General features: G+C 70.0%; 13 protein-coding genes. 9 read left to right on the forward strand and 4 right to left on the reverse strand.

What is annotated here, in order from left to right; all coding sequences use genetic code 11:
• Positions 1-46 precede the first annotated feature (46 nt).
• From LGR54_RS08125 to LGR54_RS08135, 3 genes are all read right to left on the reverse strand, one after another.
• Positions 47-2,470, reverse strand: coding sequence for a TonB-dependent receptor (locus tag LGR54_RS08125; RefSeq protein WP_230361428.1), 2,424 nt, complete (start codon positions 2,468-2,470; stop codon positions 47-49).
• 142 nt (positions 2,471-2,612) lie between these two features.
• Positions 2,613-3,584, reverse strand: coding sequence for a FecR domain-containing protein (locus tag LGR54_RS08130; RefSeq protein ID WP_230361429.1), 972 nt, complete (start codon positions 3,582-3,584; stop codon positions 2,613-2,615).
• Between the two features lie 63 nt (positions 3,585-3,647).
• A complete protein-coding gene (locus LGR54_RS08135) occupies positions 3,648-4,139 on the reverse strand; it encodes an RNA polymerase sigma factor (protein ID WP_230361430.1) in 492 nt (163 codons plus the stop codon).
• Between the two features lie 194 nt (positions 4,140-4,333).
• On the opposite strand from LGR54_RS08135, the gene LGR54_RS08140 reads away from it, so the two are divergent.
• Positions 4,334-5,113: a siderophore-interacting protein gene (locus LGR54_RS08140; protein WP_230361431.1), complete on the forward strand. Its 780-nt coding sequence runs from the start codon at positions 4,334-4,336 to the stop codon at positions 5,111-5,113.
• A gap of 49 nt (positions 5,114-5,162) precedes the next feature.
• Here LGR54_RS08140 and LGR54_RS08145 read toward each other — a convergent pair whose 3' ends face one another.
• Positions 5,163-5,957 carry a DUF481 domain-containing protein gene (locus LGR54_RS08145; protein ID WP_255607359.1) on the reverse strand — a complete coding sequence of 265 codons (795 nt, stop codon included), beginning with the start codon at positions 5,955-5,957 and terminating at the stop codon, positions 5,163-5,165.
• Positions 5,958-6,162: 205 nt separating this feature from the next.
• Here LGR54_RS08145 and LGR54_RS08150 point away from each other — a divergent pair, with 205 nt between their 5' ends.
• The 8 genes from LGR54_RS08150 (at position 6,163) to treY (ending at position 20,398) form a co-directional block, all read left to right on the forward strand.
• Positions 6,163-7,263: an ABC transporter ATP-binding protein gene (locus tag LGR54_RS08150; RefSeq protein WP_230361432.1), complete on the forward strand. Its 1,101-nt coding sequence runs from the start codon at positions 6,163-6,165 to the stop codon at positions 7,261-7,263.
• A 110-nt stretch (positions 7,264-7,373) separates the two neighbouring features.
• Positions 7,374-8,354 (forward strand): ABC transporter substrate-binding protein, encoded by a 981-nt coding sequence (locus tag LGR54_RS08155; protein WP_230361433.1) that lies wholly within the window; start codon positions 7,374-7,376, stop codon positions 8,352-8,354.
• Positions 8,344-10,089 (forward strand): iron ABC transporter permease, encoded by a 1,746-nt coding sequence (locus LGR54_RS08160; protein ID WP_230361434.1) that lies wholly within the window; start codon positions 8,344-8,346, stop codon positions 10,087-10,089. The genes LGR54_RS08155 and LGR54_RS08160 overlap by 11 nt, the downstream gene beginning before the upstream one ends.
• A gap of 125 nt (positions 10,090-10,214) precedes the next feature.
• Entirely contained in the window at positions 10,215-11,747 is a 1,533-nt protein-coding gene (locus LGR54_RS08165) for a glucan biosynthesis protein (protein WP_230361435.1), read from the forward strand.
• A complete protein-coding gene (gene mdoH / locus LGR54_RS08170; RefSeq protein ID WP_230361436.1) occupies positions 11,735-13,909 on the forward strand; it encodes a glucans biosynthesis glucosyltransferase MdoH in 2,175 nt (724 codons plus the stop codon). Before LGR54_RS08165 ends, mdoH begins: the two co-directional genes overlap by 13 nt.
• A gap of 78 nt (positions 13,910-13,987) precedes the next feature.
• Positions 13,988-16,051, forward strand: a complete 2,064-nt coding sequence (glgX, locus tag LGR54_RS08175; RefSeq protein WP_230361437.1) for a glycogen debranching protein GlgX — start codon at positions 13,988-13,990, stop codon at positions 16,049-16,051.
• Complete coding sequence (gene treZ, locus LGR54_RS08180; RefSeq protein ID WP_230361438.1) at positions 16,048-17,826, forward strand: malto-oligosyltrehalose trehalohydrolase; 1,779 nt, start codon at positions 16,048-16,050, stop codon at positions 17,824-17,826. The genes glgX and treZ overlap by 4 nt, the downstream gene beginning before the upstream one ends.
• A 10-nt stretch (positions 17,827-17,836) precedes the next feature.
• Entirely contained in the window at positions 17,837-20,398 is a 2,562-nt protein-coding gene (gene treY / locus LGR54_RS08185; RefSeq protein ID WP_230361439.1) for a malto-oligosyltrehalose synthase, read from the forward strand.
• The last annotated feature ends 135 nt before the right edge of the window (positions 20,399-20,533 follow it).

The raw sequence follows: 20,533 nt of genomic DNA on the forward strand, positions 1-20,533 counted from the left end.
CGATGACGCCGCGCCGGCTGGCGGTTCCCCGCATCGGCCGCCGGCCTCAGAACTTGAACACGGTGGAGATCGCCAGCGTGCGCGCCTCGCCCGAATAGAGCAGGCTGTAGCCGGGATAGGTCGTCCAGTAGGCCTCGTTGAAGGCGTTGGTCAGGTTGGCCTGGATGATCACCGGCTCATGGCCCTCGCGCTCGATCTTATAGCGGGCGCCGAAGTCGAAGGTGGTCCAGCTGCCGATCTTCTGGGTGTTGGCGGCGTCGACATAGGCCGAGCCCGTCGCGTTCATCCGGCCGAACAGAGTGAGGTTCGGCACGAAGCTCGGGTCCCATTCGAGGCCGAGCGTCGCGGTGAACGGCGGCGCGCCGGTGGCGTCGTTGCCGTTGTAGAGGCCCTTGTCGGTCTGCGTCATCTCGGCGTCGAGCAGCACGAAGCCGCCGAGGATGCGCAGCGAGGGCGCGATCTCGCCGGCGACGTCGAACTCGATGCCGCGATACACCGTCTCGCCATCCGCGGTGAAGACGTTGGTGACGGCATTCGAGACGCCGGAGGCCTGGGTGGTGTGGAAGACGCTCAGCGTGGTGAGCAGCGTGCCCCAGTCGACCTTGATGCCGGCCTCGTACTGCTTGGTGGTGAAGGGCGGCAGCACCTCGCCGCCATTGGCGTAGGACACCGGCACCACCTGCCCGGCGGTGAGGCCCTCGATATAGCTCGCATAGAGCGACACCCGCTCCCACGGCTTCACCAGCACCGCCACCATCGGGGTGAGCGCGTCGCTGTCATAGCTGGCGGTCTGCGCGCCGGTGACGACGTTGAAATTGTCGACGTCGACATATTGCTGGCGCAGGCCGAGCGTCACCTGGATGCGCTCGTCGAGCATGGAGAGCGTGTCGGAGATCGCATAGCTGGAGAACGAGGTTTCGCTCTGCGGGCCCATCACCATGGCGGGAATGACGGGGTCCGGCGAGAAGGTCGGGTTGTAGATGTTGGACGAGGTGGTCGAGAGCCGCGTCGTCGGCGCCGACCAGCGGCTGGCGGTATAGGCGCTCGCCGATACCGCCAGCTGATGCGCCACCGGCCCGGTGTCGAAATTCGCCCGCACACCGGTCTCGCCGGACTGGCGCTCGATGTCGATCAAATAGCGATAGCCATTGGCGGTGAAGTTGCCGTTGGACTGCAGGTTGGTGCCGGATTCGACCGCCTGATCCCAGTCGGTGGTGTCGATGCCGGCCTTGGCATAGACCATGATGTTGTCGGTGATGTCGTATTCCGCCGACAGCATGCCGTAATTGTCGCGGAAGTCGCTGTAGTTCCACGGCGACACCCAGCCATCCTCCGGCGAGGGCGGGCGCGGCACCTGCGCGGTGGGCGCCAGCGTGACGGTGTTGTTCATCCGGTCGGTGTTGAGGACCTGGGTGCCGAGGTCGAGCGCAAGCCGCAGCTTGTCGCCCTTGTAGTCGATGCCCAGCGTGGCGTTCATCAGCTCCTGCGACTGCTGGCTCACCGGGGTGTCGCCGTCGCGATAGAGCAGGTTGCCGCGCACGCCCCATTCCTTGTTCTCGCCGAAGCGCCGGCCGACATCGAGATGGGCGCCGAACTGAGAGTCGGTGATGTAGGTGGTGGTCAGCTCGGTGAGCGGGTCGTCGCCGGCGCGCTTGGGCACCAGGTTGATCACGCCGCCGACCCCGCTCGGCGACAGGCCGTTGAGGAAGGCGCCCGGCCCCTTCAGCACCTCCACCCGCTCGATGCCGGCCAGCGTCGACTGGTTGTTCGGCGCCACGCCGAACAGGCCGCCGAACGCCACCGCGCCATTGCCGACCTGGATGCCGCGAATGAGGAAGTAGTTGCCGTTGCCGGTGTTGGTCGGCTCGACATTGCGGATCGCCGGGTCGTTCTTCACCACATCGGCGATCGACTGGGCGTTCTGGTCGTCGATCAGCTTGGAGGTGTAGTTGGCGACGGTGAACGGCGTGTCCATCACGTCGCGCACGCCGAGCACGCCGAGCGTGCCGCCGGTGGCGATCTGCCCGCCGGCATAGGGCGCCGGCAGCGTGCCGGAGCCCTCGACCTGGATGGTGTCGAGCGCGATGGCGCCATCGGGCGCAGCTCCCGTCGCGCCGGCCGCCGCCGGGTCGAAGATCTCCACCGTGGTCGGGTTGCTGAAGCGGTAGGACAGGCCGGTATTGGCGAGCAGCATCGCCACCGCCTGCCCGACGGTGAGCGAGCCACGCACGGGATTGCCGAGCCGGGAGGCGGTCGGCGTCTCGCGGAACACCACGTCGAGGCGGGTGACGCGCACGATGTCGTTCATCGCCGCGCGGATCGGCTTGGCGGGGATGTCGAAGACATAGGCGGCCTGCACCGCCGCCTGCGCGCCGGCCGGCCCGCTCGTCGCGACACTCGCCGCCGCCGCCATCAGGAAGGTGCTCGCCAGCAGTCCCGCGCGCCTGCCCGCCCTGTCCTCAACCCTCATGCCCGTCCCCTTGCATCCGCCCGTCCGCGAAGGCCGCTTCGCCGGCGAACCCGGTGCGGGCGCGGCTGGCCTTCACTGACATGTCGCGTGGGGATGGCCGGCACCCTCAGCCGATCGCGATTTTTTTCGCGGCCGGCGAAAATCACGGGCCGATAATGGTCAGCCGGCCGATCTCGTGCAGCGGGAAGCCGACCGAGGAACGCACCGCGGCCAGCGCGGCGTCGGTGTCGCGCAGGGCGATGTTGCCGCTCACCCGCGTCTCGGCGAGCGCCGAGCCGAGCACCACGATGCGGCCGTCACGGTAGCGGCCGATGCGCTCCAGCACGTCAGCGAGCCGGGCATTGGTGAAGATGTAGCGGCCCTGCCGCCACGCCCCCGCCTCTTCGAGGTCGACCACGTGCGGCGCGCCAAGCCCCTCCTCGCCATAGTCGACGCTCTCGCCCGGCTGCAGCACCACCGCGCCGGCGCGGTCGGTGAGGCCGACCTCGACGCGGCCACTGTCGAGCGTCACCGTCACCTCGCCCTCCTCCCGCCGCGCCACGTCGAACTCGGTGCCGAGCACGCGCGCCTCGCCATTGCTGGCGCCGACCACGAAGGGCACCGCGGAGGGCTTCACCCGGAAGAACACCGTGCCGCGCAGGATGTCGACGCGCCGCCGCTCCGCGCCGAGCTGAACCTCGATGGCGGTGTCGGCGTCGAGCAGCAGCAGCGAGCCATCGGCGAGCGCCACGCTGCGCGTCTCGCCGCGCGGCGCCACATAGTCGGCGCGCAAATCCTGCAGCACATGGGGATGGTCGAGCCAGAGCCAGCCGCCGGCGACCAGCAGCGCGAGGCCGAGCGCGAGGCCCGCAGCGCCCCGGCCGCGCCGACGCGCGCGGCGCATCGCGCGGATGCGCTCCAGAGAACGTTCGAGCGCCGCCTCGTCTTCGGTGCCGAGACCGCCACTCGCCTCGCCGAGGCCAGACCACAGGCCGCGCACGCCCTCATAGGCCTGCTCATGCGCGCTGGAGGCGGCGAGCCATTGCGCGAAGTCGCGCCGATCCTCGGAAGAGGGCCGCCCGTTCATGCGGGTGAACCACGCCACCGCCTGCCGCCGGATCAGTTCCTCGTCCATGTCCGTCCGTTCGGCCCGCCTGTCCGCCGTTCGCCCCGCCGCCGCGCGATGGCGGCGCGTCCCTCACTCGATGCCGACCCGGCAGGCGAGAAGGGCGCGGGCGATCTCCCGCTCGACCGTGCTGTAGGAAATCTCCAGCGCCGCCGCGATCTCGTCATAGGTGCACTGGTGCGCGCGGTTCAAGAGGAAGATCTGCCGGGTGCGCGCCGGCAGCGCCGCCAGCACGGCGTTGAGCCGGTCGAGGTCCTGCCGCGCCGCGACGATCTGGTCGGGCGACGGCACCGGCGCGGCATATTGCTCCTCGGTCATCCGCCGCAGCAGCGCCTCGCGGCGGCGCTCGGCGCGGTAATGGCCGATGGCGGCGTAGCGGGTGGCGCCGGTCAGGTAGCGCGGAGAGAACGGCTGGTCGCCACGCGCGCGGTCCCACAGCGCCATGAACACGTCGTGCACCACGTCGGCCGCGTGCGCCGCCCCGACCCGGCGCGCCGCGACGCGCTCCAGCCGGTGATGCTCGGAGACGTACAGATTCTCGATGTCGTCGAGACTCGTCGACATGCGTCGGACGCCCACCCTGCCCGGAAATGAACGAGCAACACCTAGCAATGTTGCAAAACATCTTCAACAAGCAATATTTAGAACTGTTATAATATAATTCTTCTTCGGAAGACTTTCGCCAATAGCCTGGCTTCACTATCACTATGCCCTGACAAGGGCGGGCGGCCGGGCGCCCGCAGCGACCGGGATCCGCGATGAGCCATCCGACCTTTCACGAAGCCTGCGTGGCGCGCCGCCAGTTACTGACCCCGGGCATGGTGCGCCTCACCTTCGCCGGCGCCGGTCTCGCCGCCTTCCGCTCCACCGGCATCGGCGACGAATATGTGCGGCTGTTCTTCCCCGATCCGGCCAGCGGCGAGCTGGTGCTGCCGGAGATCGACGCCGACGGCCACTGGACCTTCCCGGCCGAGCGTGAACGGGTGCGCTACGCCACCTATACGATCCGCCGCTTCGACGCGCGGGCCGGCGAGCTCGACATCGACTTCGTCATCCATGAGGGCGGGCTGGCGAGCAGCTGGGCGCAGGCGGCCGCTCCGGGCGATCGCATCGTCCTCAACAATCCGCGCGGCCTCTACGAGCCGCCGGCCGATCTCGGCTGGCAGGTGCTGATGGCCGACGCCACCGGCCTGCCGGCGCTGGCGCGTCTGCTGGAGCAGACGCCGGCGCATGTCGAGAGCCGCATCGTCATCGAGGTCGCCGACCGCGCGCATGAGCAGCCGCTGCCGCCGCATCCGCGCGCCATCGTCACCTGGAGCCACGGCACCGGCAACGGCCTGTCGGCCAGTGCCCTCGACCGGCAGCTGGCGCAGATTCCGCGCGGCGATGGTGTCGGCTATCTCTGGGCCGCCGCCGAGCAGAAGGTGGCGCGCCGCATCCGCACCGTGGCGCGTGACCTGCCGGCGTTCGAGGGCGTGCCCTGCAAGGCGGTCGCCTACTGGATCGCCGGCGCGGAAAAGCGCGCCCCCGGCAGCTGAGCCGGAATGGAAAGCGCATCTTCGCTGCCGGCCCGCGCGTCGGAAAGCCTCAGAACTTCAGCACCGTGCCGATGATGGGGCCCTGCTCGACCACATCGAACAGGAAGCCGTCCTGCTCGTAGTCGACGCCGAGCGCCCGATAGCCGACCACCATCGACAGCCGGTCGTTGAATGTGTAGCCGACACCGCCGCCGAGATCCCAATCGAGATCGGCACCGCCGGCGCCGACGAGGCCCCAGCCGGTCAGATAGAGCTTGTCGCTCAGCTCGTAGCGGCCCCTCAGCCCGGCGAGGCCGTCGACCCAACTGGCGCTGTCGCGGCCGCTGCGCCCGTCGAGGGCCTGGCCCTTGAACGAAATATCGGTGCTCACATGCCAGGCCCGCACCCCGCCGACCACGTCGAGATGGCCTTTGGGGCCGTCCCACAGCGCATAGCCGACCCCGGCGAGGCCGGCGAAGGTCGTCGAGGTGATGTCGACGCTGTCGGCGGGGATACGGCGCGGCGCGGTGACGTCCGCGCCCAGCTTCACATAGAGGATGTCGCCGAACACGCTGAAGCGATCCTTGCGTGCCTCGCCCATCACCATGGCGGCGAAGTCGAGATGGTCGAAGATGTCGCTGAAATCGGCGTCGACATGCACGGCCGGCAGCCCGAACTGGCCGACATCGCCCGCCATCCCCGCCGCCCAGAAATACGGGGCGAGGGTGTAGGTCCAGCCATCGGTGGCAACCGGCGCCGGCGCGGCGGGCGCCTTCACGACGGGAGGCGGCACGTCCGCGGCAATGGCGGGTGTCGCCAGGGCGGCGAGCCCGAGCAGCGCGACGAGACGAACCGATCCGATCATGTTTCCCCCAGCCAAAAACGAGTCGGCTGCGGCGATCCTATCAGCAACGTGGACCTCCGGCATCGCCGGCCTGCTCGCCCGGACGGCGAAGGAACGCCCCCGATACGCGCACGTCCCCCACACAAACGTCATCGCCCCGACATCGAACCGTCGTAGCGAACTCCCTTCGCCGTCCACGCCTACGCACGCGCCGGGAGCCCGCTCTTTGCCGCACCTCGCCGCCCGCAACCTCACCAAGAGCTTCGATGGCGTCCGCGCGGTCGATCAGGTGAGCTTCGCCATTCCCGACGGCGCCTTCCTCGCCTTGCTCGGCCCGTCCGGCTGCGGCAAGACCACGCTGCTGCGGATGATCGCCGGGCTGGAGGATCCCGACGCCGGCGAATTGCTGTTCGACGACGTCGCCGTCGCCGGCCCGCGCGGCTCGCTGCCGCCGGAGGCGCGCCGGCTCGGCATGGTCTTCCAGTCCTATGCGCTGTGGCCGCACATGACGGTGCGCGGCAATATCGAGTTCGGCCTCAAGGTGCAGAAGCTGCCAGCCGCCGAGCGTCGCCGCCGCATCGAGGAGGTGCTGGAGGTGGTCGGCCTTTCCGGCCATGCCGCCCGCCGGCCGCACGAATTGTCCGGCGGCCAGCGCCAGCGCGTCGCGCTCGCCCGCTCGCTGGCGCTGCGGCCGCGGCTGATCCTGCTCGACGAGCCGCTGGCCAATCTCGACGCGCATCTGCGCGAGACCATGCTGGCGGAGTTCCGCCGCATCCATTCGATGACCGGCGCCACCTTCGTCTTCGTCACCCACGACCAGGAGGAGGCGATGGCGGTCGCCACCCATGTCGCGGTGATGAATCGCGGCCGGCTGGAGCAGGTCGGCACGCCGGAAGACCTCTATCGCCGCCCGCAGACCGAGAGCGTCGCCCGCTTCATCGGCCGGGGACGCACCCTGCCGGTCGAGGTGATCGGCACGCAGGACGGCCTGTGCACCGTCGCCCTCGCCGGCGGCGTGCTGAAGGTCGACGGCCGCGCCCCGCCCGGCCCCGGCTGGCTGTGCTTCCACGCCTCCGACCTCGCCCCTGCGCCGCCGCACGGCCATTTCGCCGGCGAAGTGGTCAACCAGATCTTCCAGAACGGCGTCTACGCCACCGAACTCGCCCCGCTCGGCATCGAGGCCGAGACGATCGGCCTTGCCTTGCCCGATCGCCTCGCGCCGGGCACCCGGATTGAGGTGCGATTGTCCGGCGGGTGGGTCATTCCACGCGAGGCTGCCGTTTCGCCCGCCTTCGCCGCCGTACCGCCGGTGCGCAGCCCCGCCTGACAGCCGGGCCGCGCGCCTGTCATCGAACCGCAACAAAACCGCAGCCGATCTGTCGTACCGCGCCGATATCAAGCCCGCTTCCGCGCCCCGAAGCCAGCCGAGTGATCGAGATGACCCTTCGCGCCCTGCTCGCCGCCGCCCTGCTCGCCGGCACCGCCCTCGCCGGCTCCGCCAGCGCCGAGACCCTCACCGTCTACACCTCGCAGCCGCAGGACCAGATGGCGGCGGTGATCAAGGCGTTCAACGCCGAGCATCCCGACATCACCGTCGAGCTGTTCCGCTCCGGAACCACCGAGGTTATGGCCAAGCTTCAGGCCGAGCAGACCGCCGGCAAGAGCCCGGCCGACGTGGTGCTGATCGCCGATACCGTCGCGATGACGCAGCTGAAGAATGCCGGCCGGCTCTACGCCTTCACCGACGCTCCGGTCGCCGGCATCAACCCGGCGGTGATCGACAAGGACCGCACCTATTTCGGCACCAAGCTGATCACCACCGGCATCGTCTACAACACCAATCTTGTGAAGACGCCGCCGACCTCTTGGAAGGATCTCGAGGCCGCCGACGCCGCGAAGGCGACGATCATGCCGAGCCCGCTCTATTCCGGCGCGGCGGTGATCCATCTCGGCACCATGCTGCAGCAGAAGCAATTCGGCTGGGACTATTACAAGACCCTCGCCGACAAGGGCGCGGTCGCCGGCCAGGGCAACGGCACCGTCATCGAGGCGGTGGCGCGCGGCGAGAAGGCCTATGGCATCATCATCGAGTACATGGCGCTCAACGCTGAGGCCAAGGGTTCGCCGGTCGCCTTCGTGTTCCCGAAGGAGGGCGTGAGCGTCATCACCCAGCCGGTCGGCATCCTCAAGGACAGCGACGCGCTGGAAGCCGCCAAGACCTTCGTGAAGTGGCAGCTGTCGAAGCCGGCGCAGGAGCAGGCGGCGGCGCAGGGCTATTTCCCGGTGCTGGAGGGCGTCGCCCCGCCCAAGGGCTATCCCGACCCGGCGACGCTGAAGGTGCTGCCCGCCGACGCGGCGCTGATGCTCTCCGACGACAAGAAGAATAAGGCAGGCTTCGCCGACCTCTATGGCGGCTGAGACCGCGCGCCCTCGCCCAGCGCCTCCCCGCCCCACGCCTCCTCGCCCGCGGCGCGCGGGCCGCTCCGGCGGCGGCGAGCGGGCGCTGCTGCTCCTCGTCTTCGCCTATGTCGCGCTCACCACGCTCTGGCCGCTGGCGAAGCTGTTCGCCGCCGCCCTGCAACCGGGCGAGGACGGCAGCCCGCTGGGCCTGATGGCCGAGGTGTTGGCGAGCCGCGCCACCGCCCGCGCGCTGTGGGGAACGCTCGCCACCTCCGGCCTGTCGGTGATGCTGTCGACCGTGCTCGGCGTCGGCCTCGCCTTCGCGGTCGGCCTCATTCGGCTGCGCGGGCGGACCGCGCTGGTCTTCCTCATCCTCACCCCGCTGCTGATCCCCTCGCAGACCATGGCGCTCGCCTGGATCGAGCTCGCCGGCGCCCATTCGCCGATCCTCGGCGCCCTCGGGCTGGCTCCGGCGCCCGGCACCGCCAACCCGCTCTATTCCGTCAGTGGCATCGCGCTGGTGATGGGCGTCGAGCACATGCCGCTAGTGTTCCTCGCCACCCGCGCCGCGCTGCGCGCCGTGCCCGCCGACCTCGTCGAGGCGGCCCGCGTCATCGGCGTGCCCGGCCCGCGCATCGCCGCCGGCATCGTGCTGCCGCTGGTGGCGCCCTCGATCCTCGCCGGCGCCTTGCTCGCCTTCACCGCCGCCATCGGCAATTTCGGCGTGCCGGCGCTGCTCGGCATTCCCGGCCGGGTGTCGGTGCTGACCACGCTGATCTACCAGCGGCTCAACGGCTTCGGCCCGTCCGCCGCCGGGCAGGTGGCGGTGCTGGCACTGGTCATGGCGGCGCTGGCCGGCCTCGCCCTCGCTCTGCGCGGCCTCGCCCTGCGCCGGCTCGCCGCGCCGCTGCCGGCCGGCCGCCCGCTGGAGCCCACCCGCTCCTCGCCCGCCGGCGAAGTCGTGCTCTGGCTGGTGGTGGCGATGATCGCCGTGGTGCCGCTCGCCGCCCTCGTCATGACCGCGCTCATGCCGGCAGTCGGCGTGCGCTTCGGCTGGGAGACGGCGAGCCTCGCCCAGTTCGCCGCGGTCATCGCCAACGCGGCGGTGCGCCGCGCCTTTGCCAATTCGCTGCTGCTCGCGCTCGCCTGCGCGGGGATCGCGGTCGCCGTCAGCGTGCCCTTCGCCTATCTGGTGGCGCGCCGGCCCGGCCGGCTGGTGCGCGCGCTCGATCTCGCGGTGGAAGCGCCGTGGGTGATACCCGGCACGGTGGTGGCGCTCGGCATGATCCTCGCCTTCCTGCCGCCGCTGCCGGGGCTCGGCGTGTCGCTCTACGGCACGCTGGCGATCCTGCTGGTCGCCTATCTCGCCCGCTTCCTGCCGCTGGTGCTGCGGCCGGTGACGGCGGCGGCGCAGACGGCGGATCCCTCGCTGGAGGAGGCGGCCCGCATCGTCGGCGCCGGCCTCGCCCGCCGGCTCGCCTTCGTCTTCCTGCCCGGCGTGCTGCCGGCGGCAGTGGCCGGCGCGCTCTTGGTGGTGATGACGGCGCTGAACGAGCTCACGCTCTCGGCGCTGCTGTGGTCGTCGGGGCACGAGACCATCGGCGTCATGGTGTTCGCCCTGCAATATGAGGGCAATTCCACCGCCGCCGCCGCCGTGGCGGTGCTGTCGACCACGCTGCTGTTCGGCCTGTGCGCGCTGGCCAATGCCGGCGCGCGCTGGCTGCCGGAGCGAATTTTGCCCTGGCGGCAATAGATTGAGATCGCTCGCCTTTTCATCCCGCTACCGGCCGGCCCGGCATTTTCCGGGGAACCGCGCACGCCCCTCGCCGCTTGTCTCGCCGATGCGCCGGGATCCTCCGGCCAGAGCGAGGTATCTGAATGCACCGTCGGGACATCCTGCTGGCAATGGGCTTGGCCACCATGGCGCAGGCCCCGCTCCTGGGGACTTTGATCGCCCGGGCCGAGGCACAGGAAACCGGCGGCAAGGCGACGCCCTTCGATGCGGAGACGGTGCGCCGTCTGGCGCGCGAGCTGGCGGCAAAGCCGTTCGCGGCACCCAATCGCGACCTGCCGAAGGAAATCGACAAGCTCAGCTATGACGACTACCGCAACATCCGCTTCAACACCGACCGGGCGCTGTGGCATGGCCAGGGCACGCCCTTCGAGGCGCAGCTGTTCCATCGCGGCTTCCTGTTCCGCGACCGCGTCGACCTCTCCATCGTCACCGACGGCAAGGCGCAGAAGCTGCCCTACAGCCCGGAGATGTTCCGCTTCGACCACGGGCTGAAACCGCCCGATCCCAAGATCGACCTCGGCTATTCCGGCTTCCGGCTGCACAGCCCGATCAACCGGCCGGACTATTTCGACGAGGTCGCCGTTTTCCAGGGCGCCAGCTATTTCCGCGCCGTCGGCAAGGGCCAGATCTACGGCACCTCGGCGCGCGGCCTGTCGATCAAGACCGGCGCTTCCGGCGGCGAGGAATTCCCCGCCTTCCGCGAGTTCTGGCTGGAGCAGCCGCGCCCGGGCGCCGATTCCCTCGTCGTGCACGCGCTGCTGGACAGCCCGAGCGGCGCGGCGGCGCACCGCTTCACCATCCGCCCCGGCGACCCGACGCTGATGACGGTGGAGATGACCGTCTATCCGCGCGAGGATATCGACCAGGTCGGTATCGGTTCGCTGACGAGCATGTTCATGTTCGGCCCGAGCGACCGTGCCGGCATCGACGATTTCCGGCCGATGGTCTGCGACGCCGACGGCCTGTCCATCGCCACCGGCAAGGGCGAGCAGCTGTGGCGCCCGCTCAGCAACCCGCAGCGGCTGCAGATCTCCTCCTTCGCCGTCTCCGATCTGCGCGGCTTCGGGCTGATGCAGCGCCAGCGTTCCTTCTTCGACTATCAGGACCTCGAAGCCCGCTACGAGCGCCGGCCCAGCGTCTGGGTCGAGCCGATCGGCGATTGGGGCGACGGCTCGGTGGTGCTGGTGGAGATACCGACGCCGGAGGAGGTGCACGACAACATCGTCGCCTTCTGGCGCCCGCGCGAACCTCTGCGCAAGGGCCGAGAATACGCCTCCACCTATCGCCTGCATTGGGGCTGGGACGGGCCGAAGCTGTCCGATCTCGGCCGCTTCGGCGCCACCCGCGTCGGCGGCACCGCCGAGCGCCGGCTGTTCGTGCTCGATCTCGTCGGCGACAAGTTGAAGGACCTGCCGCCGGAAGGGCTGTCGGCCCGCGTCACCGCCGACAAGGGCGAGATCGCCGACATCGTGGTGCAGCAAAACCTGGAGATCCAGGGCTGGCGCCTCTCCTTCGCCCTCGCGCCCGGCGGCAACGAGGCGGTGGAGCTCAGGGCCGAGCTGTTGCGCGGCGACGAGCGGCTCGCCGAAAGCTGGGTCTATCGATGGACGGCGTGACGCTTCCCCGGCCGCAGGCCGGCGCGACGCCGGCCCCCGCCCCCGCCTTGCCGCCGGACGCGCCGCTCGCCATGCCCGTGCAGTCGCTGCGCAGCGCGCCGAAATCCGAAAAGCTGCCGCGCCGCCGGGCCTCCGCGCTGTTCATCCGCCGGCTGTTCGTCATCGGCGGCGCCATGGTCCTCACCGCCTTCGCCGCGCGCGAGATGTACCGCGTGCTGGAGGTCGGCGGGCTGACGCTGCTCGAAGGCGTCGTGCTCGCTCTGTTCGTGGTGCTGTTCGCCTGGATCGGCTTTTCCTTCACCAATGCGCTCAGCGGCGCGCTCACCATGCTCGCCCGCCCGGATGACGGGCTCGGCATCGACACCTCGGCGCCATTGCCGGGGCTGACGGCGCGCACCGCCCTGCTGATGCCGACCTATAATGAGGAGCCGGCCCGCATCTTCGCCGGCCTTCAGGCGACCTATGAATCGCTGAAGGCCACCGGCGCGCTCGACGCCTTCGACGTCTTCATCCTCAGCGACACCACCGACGCCGACATCTGGGTCGCCGAGGAAGCCGCCTTCCTCGCCCTGCGCGAGCGCATCGGCGACGAGCGGCGCCTGTTCTACCGCCGCCGCCCGCGCAACACCGACCGCAAGGCCGGCAACATCGCCGACTGGGTGACACGCTTCGGCGCCGCCTATGACCACATGCTGGTGCTCGACGCCGACAGCGTGATGACCGGCGACTGCGTCGTCCGCCTCGCCGGGGCCATGGAGCAAAGCCCCCGCGCGGGCCTCATCCAGACGCTGCCGGTCATCGTCGGCGGCCGCTCGCTATTCGCCCGGCTGCAGCAATTCGCCGGCCGGCTCTACGGGCCGCTGATCGCCTATGGCCTCGCCGGCTGGCACGGGCCGGACAGCAATTACTGGGGCCACAACGCCATCATCCGCACCCGTGCCTTCGCGCAGTGCGCCGGCCTGCCGCATCTGACCGGCCGCAAGCCGTTCGGCGGCCACATCCTCAGCCATGATTTCGTCGAGGCGGCGCTGATCCGGCGCGGCGGCTGGAGCGTCAACATGGTGCCGTGGCTGGAGGGCTCCTACGAGGAGGGCCCGCCCTCGCTCACCGATCTCGCGGTGCGCGACCGCCGCTGGTGCCAGGGCAATCTCCAGCACGCCGCCGTGCTGACCGCGCGCGGCCTGAACCCACTCAGCCGGCTGCACATGCTGGTCGGCATCGGCTCCTACGCCACCGCGCCGCTGTGGCTGGTCATGCTGCTCGCCGGCCTGTTCACCGCCTTGCAGGCCCGCTTCGTGCCGCCGGACTACTTCCCCTCCGAATTCTCGCTGTTCCCCAGCTGGCCGGCGCAGGACCCGATCCGCGCCGCCTGGGTGTTCGTCGGCACCATGGGAGTGCTGCTGGTGCCCAAGCTGATCGCCTATGCGCTGATGCTGTTCCGGCCGTCGCTGCGGCGCGGCTTCGGCGGCGGCTTCCGCGCTTTGTCCGGCCTGCTGGCCGAGACCTTGATCGCCGGCCTGCTCGCCCCCGTCACCATGCTCGCGCAGTCGGCGGCGGTGGTCAGCATCCTCGCCGGCCGCGACGGCGGCTGGCAGCCGCAGCGCCGCGACGATGGCAGCGTCGGCGCCCGCCAGACGCTCATTCACTTCCTGCCGCACACGCTGTTCGGCCTCGTCCTCGCCGGCGCCGCCATCGCCATCTCGCTGCCGCTGTTCTTCTGGATGAGCCCGGTGGTGCTCGGCCTCGTGCTCGCGGTACCGCTGGTGCTGTGGACCGGCGCCGCCCGCCCGCTGCTCGCCGGGGTGCTGAGGACGCCGGAGGAGAGCGCTCCGCCGGCCGTGCTCACCCGCGCCAAGGCGCTCGCCCGCGAGATCGGCGGCGACGCCCCGCCGGACGAAGCCGCGAGCCGCCTCGCCGCCGATCCCGTCCTGCTCGCCGCCCATCGCGCCATGCTGCCGGACGAGGGCGAGCGGCGGCCCGGCGACTATGCGCCCGAGCGCCTCGTCGCCCGCGCCAAGCTGGACGACGCCCCTGACCTTGCCGCCGCCCTCAGCCGGCTCAGCGCGCGCGAGAAGGCCGCCGCGCTCAGTGACCGCCAGGCGCTCGACCGCCTGCTCGCCCTCGCGGCGGAAGCGCCGCCCGCCACCGGCGCGGCACGGTAAAAATCCTTGTCCGCCAAGGAACGGCGGGGGGTGCCCCGCCGTTGTCCCGCGTCCCTCCCAGCGACGGTGATCCCCCTGATGCGCAAGATCCTTCCCGGCTCGGCCTTCCCCCTCGGTGTGACGGTCGACGGCCAGGGAACCAATTTCGCGCTGTTCTCCGACAACGCCACCGGCGTCACCCTCTGCCTGTTCGACCGTTACGGCGAGACCGAACAGGAGCGCATCGACCTCCACGAATGCACCAATGGAGTCTGGCACGGCTATCTGCCGGGCGTCGGGCGCGGGCAGGTCTATGGCTGGCGCGTCCACGGCCCGTGGGCGCCGGAGGCCGGCCACCGCTTCAACCCGAACAAGCTGCTGCTCGACCCCTATGCCCGCATGCTGGTGGGCTCGATCCAGTGGGACGACGCGCTCTACGGCTACACCATCGGCGCCGGCGACGACGCCGACCTGATCATGGACGAGCGCGACAGCGCCGCCTTCATGCCCAAGGCCCGCGTCGTCGCCGGCACGCCGCTCGCCGACACCCAGCATCCGCGCGTCTCCTGGGCGAAGACGGTGATCTATGAGGGCCATGTGCGCGGCCTCACCATGCGCCACCCGCTGGTGCCGGAGGCGATCCGCGGCACCTTCACCGCGCTCGGCCAGCCGGAATTCGTCGAGCACCTGCACAAGCTCGGCGTCACCGCGCTGGAATTGCTGCCGGTGCACGCCTTCGCTCAGGACCGCCATCTGCTCGACAGCGGCCTGTCCAACTACTGGGGCTACAACACGCTGTCCTTCTTCGCCCCGGAGCCGCGCTATCTCGGCGAGGACGGGCTCGACGCCATCGGCGAGGCGGTGGACCATCTGCACCAGGCCGGCATCGAGGTGATCCTCGACGTGGTCTACAACCACACCTGCGAGGGCAACCATCTCGGCCCGACGCTGTCCTTCAAGGGCATCGACAACGCCTCCTATTACCGGCTGCTGCCCGGCAATGGCCGCTACTATGACGACATGACCGGCTGCGGCAACGCGGTGAACACCGATCATCCGCGCGTGCTGCAAATGGTGCTCGACAGTCTGCGCATGTGGGCGTCGGTCTATGGCATTGACGGCTTCCGCTTCGACCTCGCCACCACGCTGGGGCGCCGCCCCACCGGCTTCGATCCCGGCCACGCCTTCTTCCACGCGATTCTTCAGGACCCGACGCTCGGTGGCCTCAAGCTGATCGCCGAGCCGTGGGACATCGGCCCCGGCGGCTACCAGCTCGGCGCCTTCCCGCCCGGCTTCTCGGAGTGGAACGGCGACTACCGCGACAAGGTGCGCGAGTTCTGGTGCGGCTCGGAAGGCGTGCTGCCGAGCTTCGCCACCCGCTTCGCCGCCTCGCAGGACATCTTCTCGGAAGGCCGCCGCCGACCATGGTCGAGCGTGAATTTCCTCACCGCCCATGACGGCTTCACCCTGCACGATCTCGTCACCTACAACGACAAGCACAACGAGGCGAATGGCGAGGACAATCGCGACGGCCACGACGATAACAAGAGCTGGAACGGCGGCGCCGAGGGCGAGACCGACGATGCCGGCATCAACGCGCTGCGCCGCCGGCAGAAGCGCAACCTCATCGCCACGCTGTTCCTGTCGCAGGGCGTGCCGATGCTGCTGGCCGGCGACGAGCGCTCCAATTCGCAGGGCGGCAACAACAACGCCTATTGCCAGGACAACGAGATCGGCTGGGTCGACTGGTCGGACGAGGACCCGGAGCTGCCGGAGTTCGTCGCCCGCCTCGCCGAACTGAGGAAGCGGCACTCCTCGCTGTCGCGCCCGGAATTCCTCACCGGCGCGCGCAACGAGATGGGCCAGCCGGACGTCGCCTGGTTCAACACCTCCGGCGAGCGCATGAGCGAGGAGAACTGGGACGACCCCAATTCCAAATGCCTCACCGTGCGCCTCGCCCCGGCGCTGCCCGACGAAGCCTCGCTGCTGATCATGCTCAACGCCTCGCATGTCGACGTCGATTTCGTCGCGCCGCCGGTGCAGTCCGGCAGCTGGGAGGCCATCCTCGCCACCGGCGACGATCTCGAAGGCGCCAAGCTCGGCGGCGGCGCCACCTTCGCCCTGCCCGCGCGCACCCTCGTCGTGTGGGAATGGCGGGCATGAGCGACGCCCCCGCCCGCCCCGCCCGCCGCTTCGGCCCGCTCCTCGACGGGCGCGACGCCACCTTCCGCCTCTATGCCCCCGATGCCCGCCGGATCGAGCTGATGGTCGAGGGCATGATCCCGCTGCCGATGACGCGCGACGCGGACGGCTTCTTCGCCGTTGAGGTCGCCGGCCTCGCGCCCGGCCGGCGCTACCGCTTCCGCGCCGACGGCCTCGCGGTCCCCGACCCCGCCGCGCGGATGCAGGATGACGACCCGGACGGCTGGAGCGTGCTCGCCGCACCGCCCGAGCCCCGCCTCGGCAATACGATCCGCCCGTGGCACGAGGCGATCATCGCCGAAATCCATGTCGGCACCGCCACGCCGGACGGCACGTTCCGCGCCCTGATCGACCGGCTCGACCACTACCGCGACGCCGGCTTCACGGCGATCGAGCTGATGCCGGTCGCCGATTTCCCCGGCAAGCGCAACTGGGGCTATGACGGCGTGCTGCTCTACGCCCCCGACCGCGCCTATGGCACCCCGGACGAGCTGCGCGCGCTGGTCGACGCCGCGCATGCACGCGGCCTCGGCGTCATGCTGGACGTCGTCTACAACCATTTCGGCCCGAGCGGGAACTACCTGCCGGCCTATGCCAAATCGTTCTTCCGGCAGGACGTGCCCACTCCGTGGGGCGCCGCCATCGACCTCGAAAACCAGACGGTGCGCGGCTTCTTCACCGAGAACGCCGCCTATTGGCTCAGCGATTTCGGCTTTGACGGCCTGCGCTTCGACGCCGTGCACGCGCTGGCGACCAGGGGCGCCGAGACCTTCCTCCGCGAGATCGCGAGCGCCTGCCGCGCGGTGCGCCCGGACGCCTGGCTGGTGCTGGAGAACCACGACAACATCTCCGGTTGGATGACCCGCGACGACCGCCTGTTCACCGCGCAGTGGAACGACGACTGGCACCACGTCTTCCACGTTCTGGCGAGCGGCGAGACGGGCGGTTACTACGCCCCCTATGCCGCCGACCCCGTCGCCAGCGCCGCCCGCGCGCTGGTGGAGGGCTTCGTCTTCCAGGGCGAAGCCTATCCCGACGCCGGCGGGCACGCGCGGGGCACGCCGAGCCTCGATCTGCCGCCGGATGCCTTCGTCGCCTTCGTGCAGAACCACGACCATATCGGCAACCGCCCACAAGGCGACCGTCTCGCCGGCGCCCTCGCGCCCGACCGCCTCGCCTTCCTGCGCTTCGTGCTGATGCTCTCGCCGCAGGTCCCATTGCTGTTCATGGGCGAGGAGGCGCTGCTGCCGACGCCCTTCCCGTTCTTCTGCGATTTCGAGGGCGATCTCGCCCAGGCGGTGCGCGACGGCCGACGCGCCGAGTTCGCCGCCTTCTTCGCCGACCATGACGAAGGCGCCTTTCCCGATCCGCTCGACGCGGGCACCTTCCGCGCCGCCGTGCTGGCACCCGAGGCTTTCGCCGCCGCCCCGGCCCGCGATGCGCTCGCCGCCTTCCGACTTCTCGCGGAGCTGCGCCGCCGGCACATCTGGCCGCTCGCCGCTAGCGGCTGGCAGAGCGCCGACAGCCAGCGCGCCGGCGACGCCGTCACGGCGTGCTGGAGCTTCGCCGCCGGCACGCTGGTGATGGCGCTCAATCCCGGCCCGGCGCCGGCCCAGACGCCGCGCCCGGTGGAGGCCGATGCCGCCCCGCTCGCCAGCGTCGGCGAGGTGGTGGCGGCGGAAATGGGTCTCGCTTTGGCCCCGTTCTCCGCCGCCGTCTGGCACCTGCCCGCGTGAGGAGGCCCGGATGATGAAGCCGCCCGCCTTGCGCGCCACCTACCGGCTGCAATTCCATCGCGGCTTCACCTTCGCCGATGCCGAGGCGCTGGTGCCCTATTTCGCCCGCCTCGGCATCAGCCATCTCTATGCCTCGCCGATCACCGTGGCGGTGCCCGGCTCGACGCATGGCTACGACGTCGCCGATCCGACACGCATCAATCCCGAGCTGGGCGGCGCCGAGGGCTTCGAGCGCCTCGCCCGCGCGCTCGACGCCCATGGCATGGGGGTGCTGCTCGACATCGTGCCCAACCACATGGCTGCCTCCAGCCACAATCCGTTCTGGATGGAGATGCTGGAGCGGGGACCGCGGGCGCCCGCCGCCCGGCTGTTCGACGTCGACTGGCAATCGGGCCGCCTGCTGCTGCCGGTGCTCGGCGAGCCGCTCGCCGCGACCCTCGCCGCCGGCGCCCTGTCGCTGCGCGCGGACTATGATACCGGCCGGTTCCTCGTCGCCTATGCCGACCATGTTTTTCCGCTGCGGCCGGAGAGCGTCGCCGACCTCCTGGACGCCGCCGCCGGCCTGCGCCCCGGCTGGGCCGAAATGGCGTCGGCCTTTCGCGCGTCATCGGCCGCATCGTCCACCTCACTGCACAAGGCGCACGACGCATTGCGGTCCCTCGATACCGCCAAACGCGCCGCACTCGACACCGTGCTCGCGGAAGCCGACCTGCCGGCGATACTGGAGGCCCAGCATTGGCGCCTCGCCTGGTGGCGCACCGCCGCGCATGACCTTAACTATCGGAGATTCTTCAACATTACCGATCTCGCCGGTGTGCGGATCGAGGATCCCGAGGCGTTCGAGCTGGTCCACCGCCTGCCGCTCGACCTGATAAGGCGCGGCCTCGTCCACGGCCTGCGCATCGACCATGTCGACGGCCTGCTGGACCCGGCCGGCTATTGCGAGAGGCTCCGGCAGGCGGTGGGCGTAGGTATCCCGATCTTCCTGGAGAAGATTCTCGAGCCGGGCGAGGCGCTGCGTCCCTGGCCGGTCGATGGCACGACCGGCTATGAAAGACTGAACGACATCAATGGCTTGTTCGTGAACCCGCAGGGTTACGCCGCGCTGGAGGCCGATCTCCGCGCACGCCATCTGATCGCCGGGACACCCGCTGAGCGGCTCGCGGCCGCCAAGCGCCGGGTGCTGGAAACCAGCCTCGCCGCCGAGGTCGAGCGGCTCGTCGGCCTCGCCCGCGAGGGCCTCGACGCCGATATCAAGGCCGGCGATCTCACCGAAGCGTCGATCCGGCAAGCGGTGATCGCCCTGCTAACCCATTGCCCGGTCTATCGTTCCTACGCTACCCACGACGCGCACGACCCCAGCGACCAGGCGATCTGGGACACCATCCGCGCCCGCATGGATGCGGTGGAGGATCCGCTCACCAGCGCCGCCGGCCGCCTGCTGATTGAGCGGCTCAACGCCCCGCAGCACCCGAGTGACCGCGAATTTCGCGGGCGTTTCCAGCAACTTAGCGGACCCGTGCTGGCCAAGGGTTTCGAGGATACCGAGCTGTACCGCTATCCAGTGCTGCTCGCCGTCAACGAGGTCGGCAGCAGCTTCGAGCATGTTGGGAGGGAATGCAACGAACTACATGAAATATCTCGACAACGCGCCGGAAATGGCACCAGCGATCTCATCCCCCTCGCCACCCACGACACCAAACGCGGCCCCGCAACCCGCGCCCGCCTCGCCGCGCTCAGCTTTGCACCGGAACGCTGGCTGGCGTTCCTCGCGCAGGCACGGCCGGCAACGGACCGCCTGTGCCCGGGAGAAGCCTCTCCCGATGCGCTCGATCGTCACTTCATCCTCCAGACCCTGCTCTCCGCCTGGCCGATATCCGCCGAGCGCATGCGGACCTATCTCACCAAAGCCCTGCGCGAGGCCAAGCGCCACACTTCGTGGGAACAGCCGGACACTGCCTATGAGCAAGCCGCCATCGACCTTGCCACGAGATTGATCGGGGCGCCCCAAGCCGTTGATTTCAGGGACGATCTCGAACGCCTGCTAACCGAGCTGGAGCCAGCGGCGCGGATCGTCGGCCTCGCCCAGATGGTACTCCAGCACACATTGCCCGGCACGCCCGACCTCTATCAGGGCACCGAATTCCCCGATCTCTCGCTGGTCGACCCCGACAATCGCCGCCCCGTGGACTGGCAGGCCCGCCTGTCCGCCCTCGAAGGAGCGGGCGATCTCCCTCCCGGCGATACCGAATATTTTGGCCTGCTCCGCGAGTTGCTCGGCCTTCGCCGTCACCCCGGCCCCCTCATCCATGGTGACTACCGTCCGCTCGATATACCGCCCTCGCCTTGGCGTTGGTTCGGCTTTGAACGCTGCCACGGCGACCACCGGCTCTGCGTCGTGGTGCCCATGCGAGTCCCCTGGCATGCCCCCCTGCCGGCAACCGCGACGCTGGACATGGCGGAGACACTCGACAGCCGCTGGAACCTCATGGGGGGATCTTGCATCCAGACCAGTTCGCACGGCATATCCCTGCCGACGTCCTGGCCTTTGCTGATCGCCGAGAAGTCCTAGGAATCAGTGAGTTACCGGCGACGAGGCCGAAAGGTGATCGGCACATCGCCTGCCGGGTGAGGCCCGCTTCGCCCCCCATTCGGCACCGCTGCGCCGACAATCACCGCGCCAGCTCATTCCGGGCGTTCCAACTGG

It is taken from the genome of Ancylobacter sp. Lp-2 (genome assembly GCF_020523795.1).
Lineage (GTDB): Bacteria > Pseudomonadota > Alphaproteobacteria > Rhizobiales > Xanthobacteraceae > Ancylobacter.

Excerpts from the sequence above, each read along its gene's own strand:
- LGR54_RS08125 (WP_230361428.1), bottom strand. The coding sequence starts at position 2,470 with ATGAGGGTTGAGGACAGGGCGGGCAGGCGCGCGGGACTGCTGGCGAGC.
- LGR54_RS08130 (WP_230361429.1), bottom strand. The coding sequence starts at position 3,584 with ATGGACGAGGAACTGATCCGGCGGCAGGCGGTGGCGTGGTTCACCCGC.
- LGR54_RS08135 (WP_230361430.1), bottom strand. The coding sequence starts at position 4,139 with ATGTCGACGAGTCTCGACGACATCGAGAATCTGTACGTCTCCGAGCAT.
- LGR54_RS08140 (WP_230361431.1), top strand. The coding sequence starts at position 4,334 with ATGAGCCATCCGACCTTTCACGAAGCCTGCGTGGCGCGCCGCCAGTTA.
- LGR54_RS08145 (WP_255607359.1), bottom strand. The coding sequence starts at position 5,957 with ATGATCGGATCGGTTCGTCTCGTCGCGCTGCTCGGGCTCGCCGCCCTG.
- LGR54_RS08155 (WP_230361433.1), top strand. The coding sequence starts at position 7,374 with ATGACCCTTCGCGCCCTGCTCGCCGCCGCCCTGCTCGCCGGCACCGCC.
- LGR54_RS08160 (WP_230361434.1), top strand. The coding sequence starts at position 8,344 with ATGGCGGCTGAGACCGCGCGCCCTCGCCCAGCGCCTCCCCGCCCCACG.
- LGR54_RS08165 (WP_230361435.1), top strand. The coding sequence starts at position 10,215 with ATGCACCGTCGGGACATCCTGCTGGCAATGGGCTTGGCCACCATGGCG.
- mdoH (WP_230361436.1), top strand. The coding sequence starts at position 11,735 with ATGGACGGCGTGACGCTTCCCCGGCCGCAGGCCGGCGCGACGCCGGCC.
- glgX (WP_230361437.1), top strand. The coding sequence starts at position 13,988 with ATGCGCAAGATCCTTCCCGGCTCGGCCTTCCCCCTCGGTGTGACGGTC.
- treZ (WP_230361438.1), top strand. The coding sequence starts at position 16,048 with ATGAGCGACGCCCCCGCCCGCCCCGCCCGCCGCTTCGGCCCGCTCCTC.
- treY (WP_230361439.1), top strand. The coding sequence starts at position 17,837 with ATGATGAAGCCGCCCGCCTTGCGCGCCACCTACCGGCTGCAATTCCAT.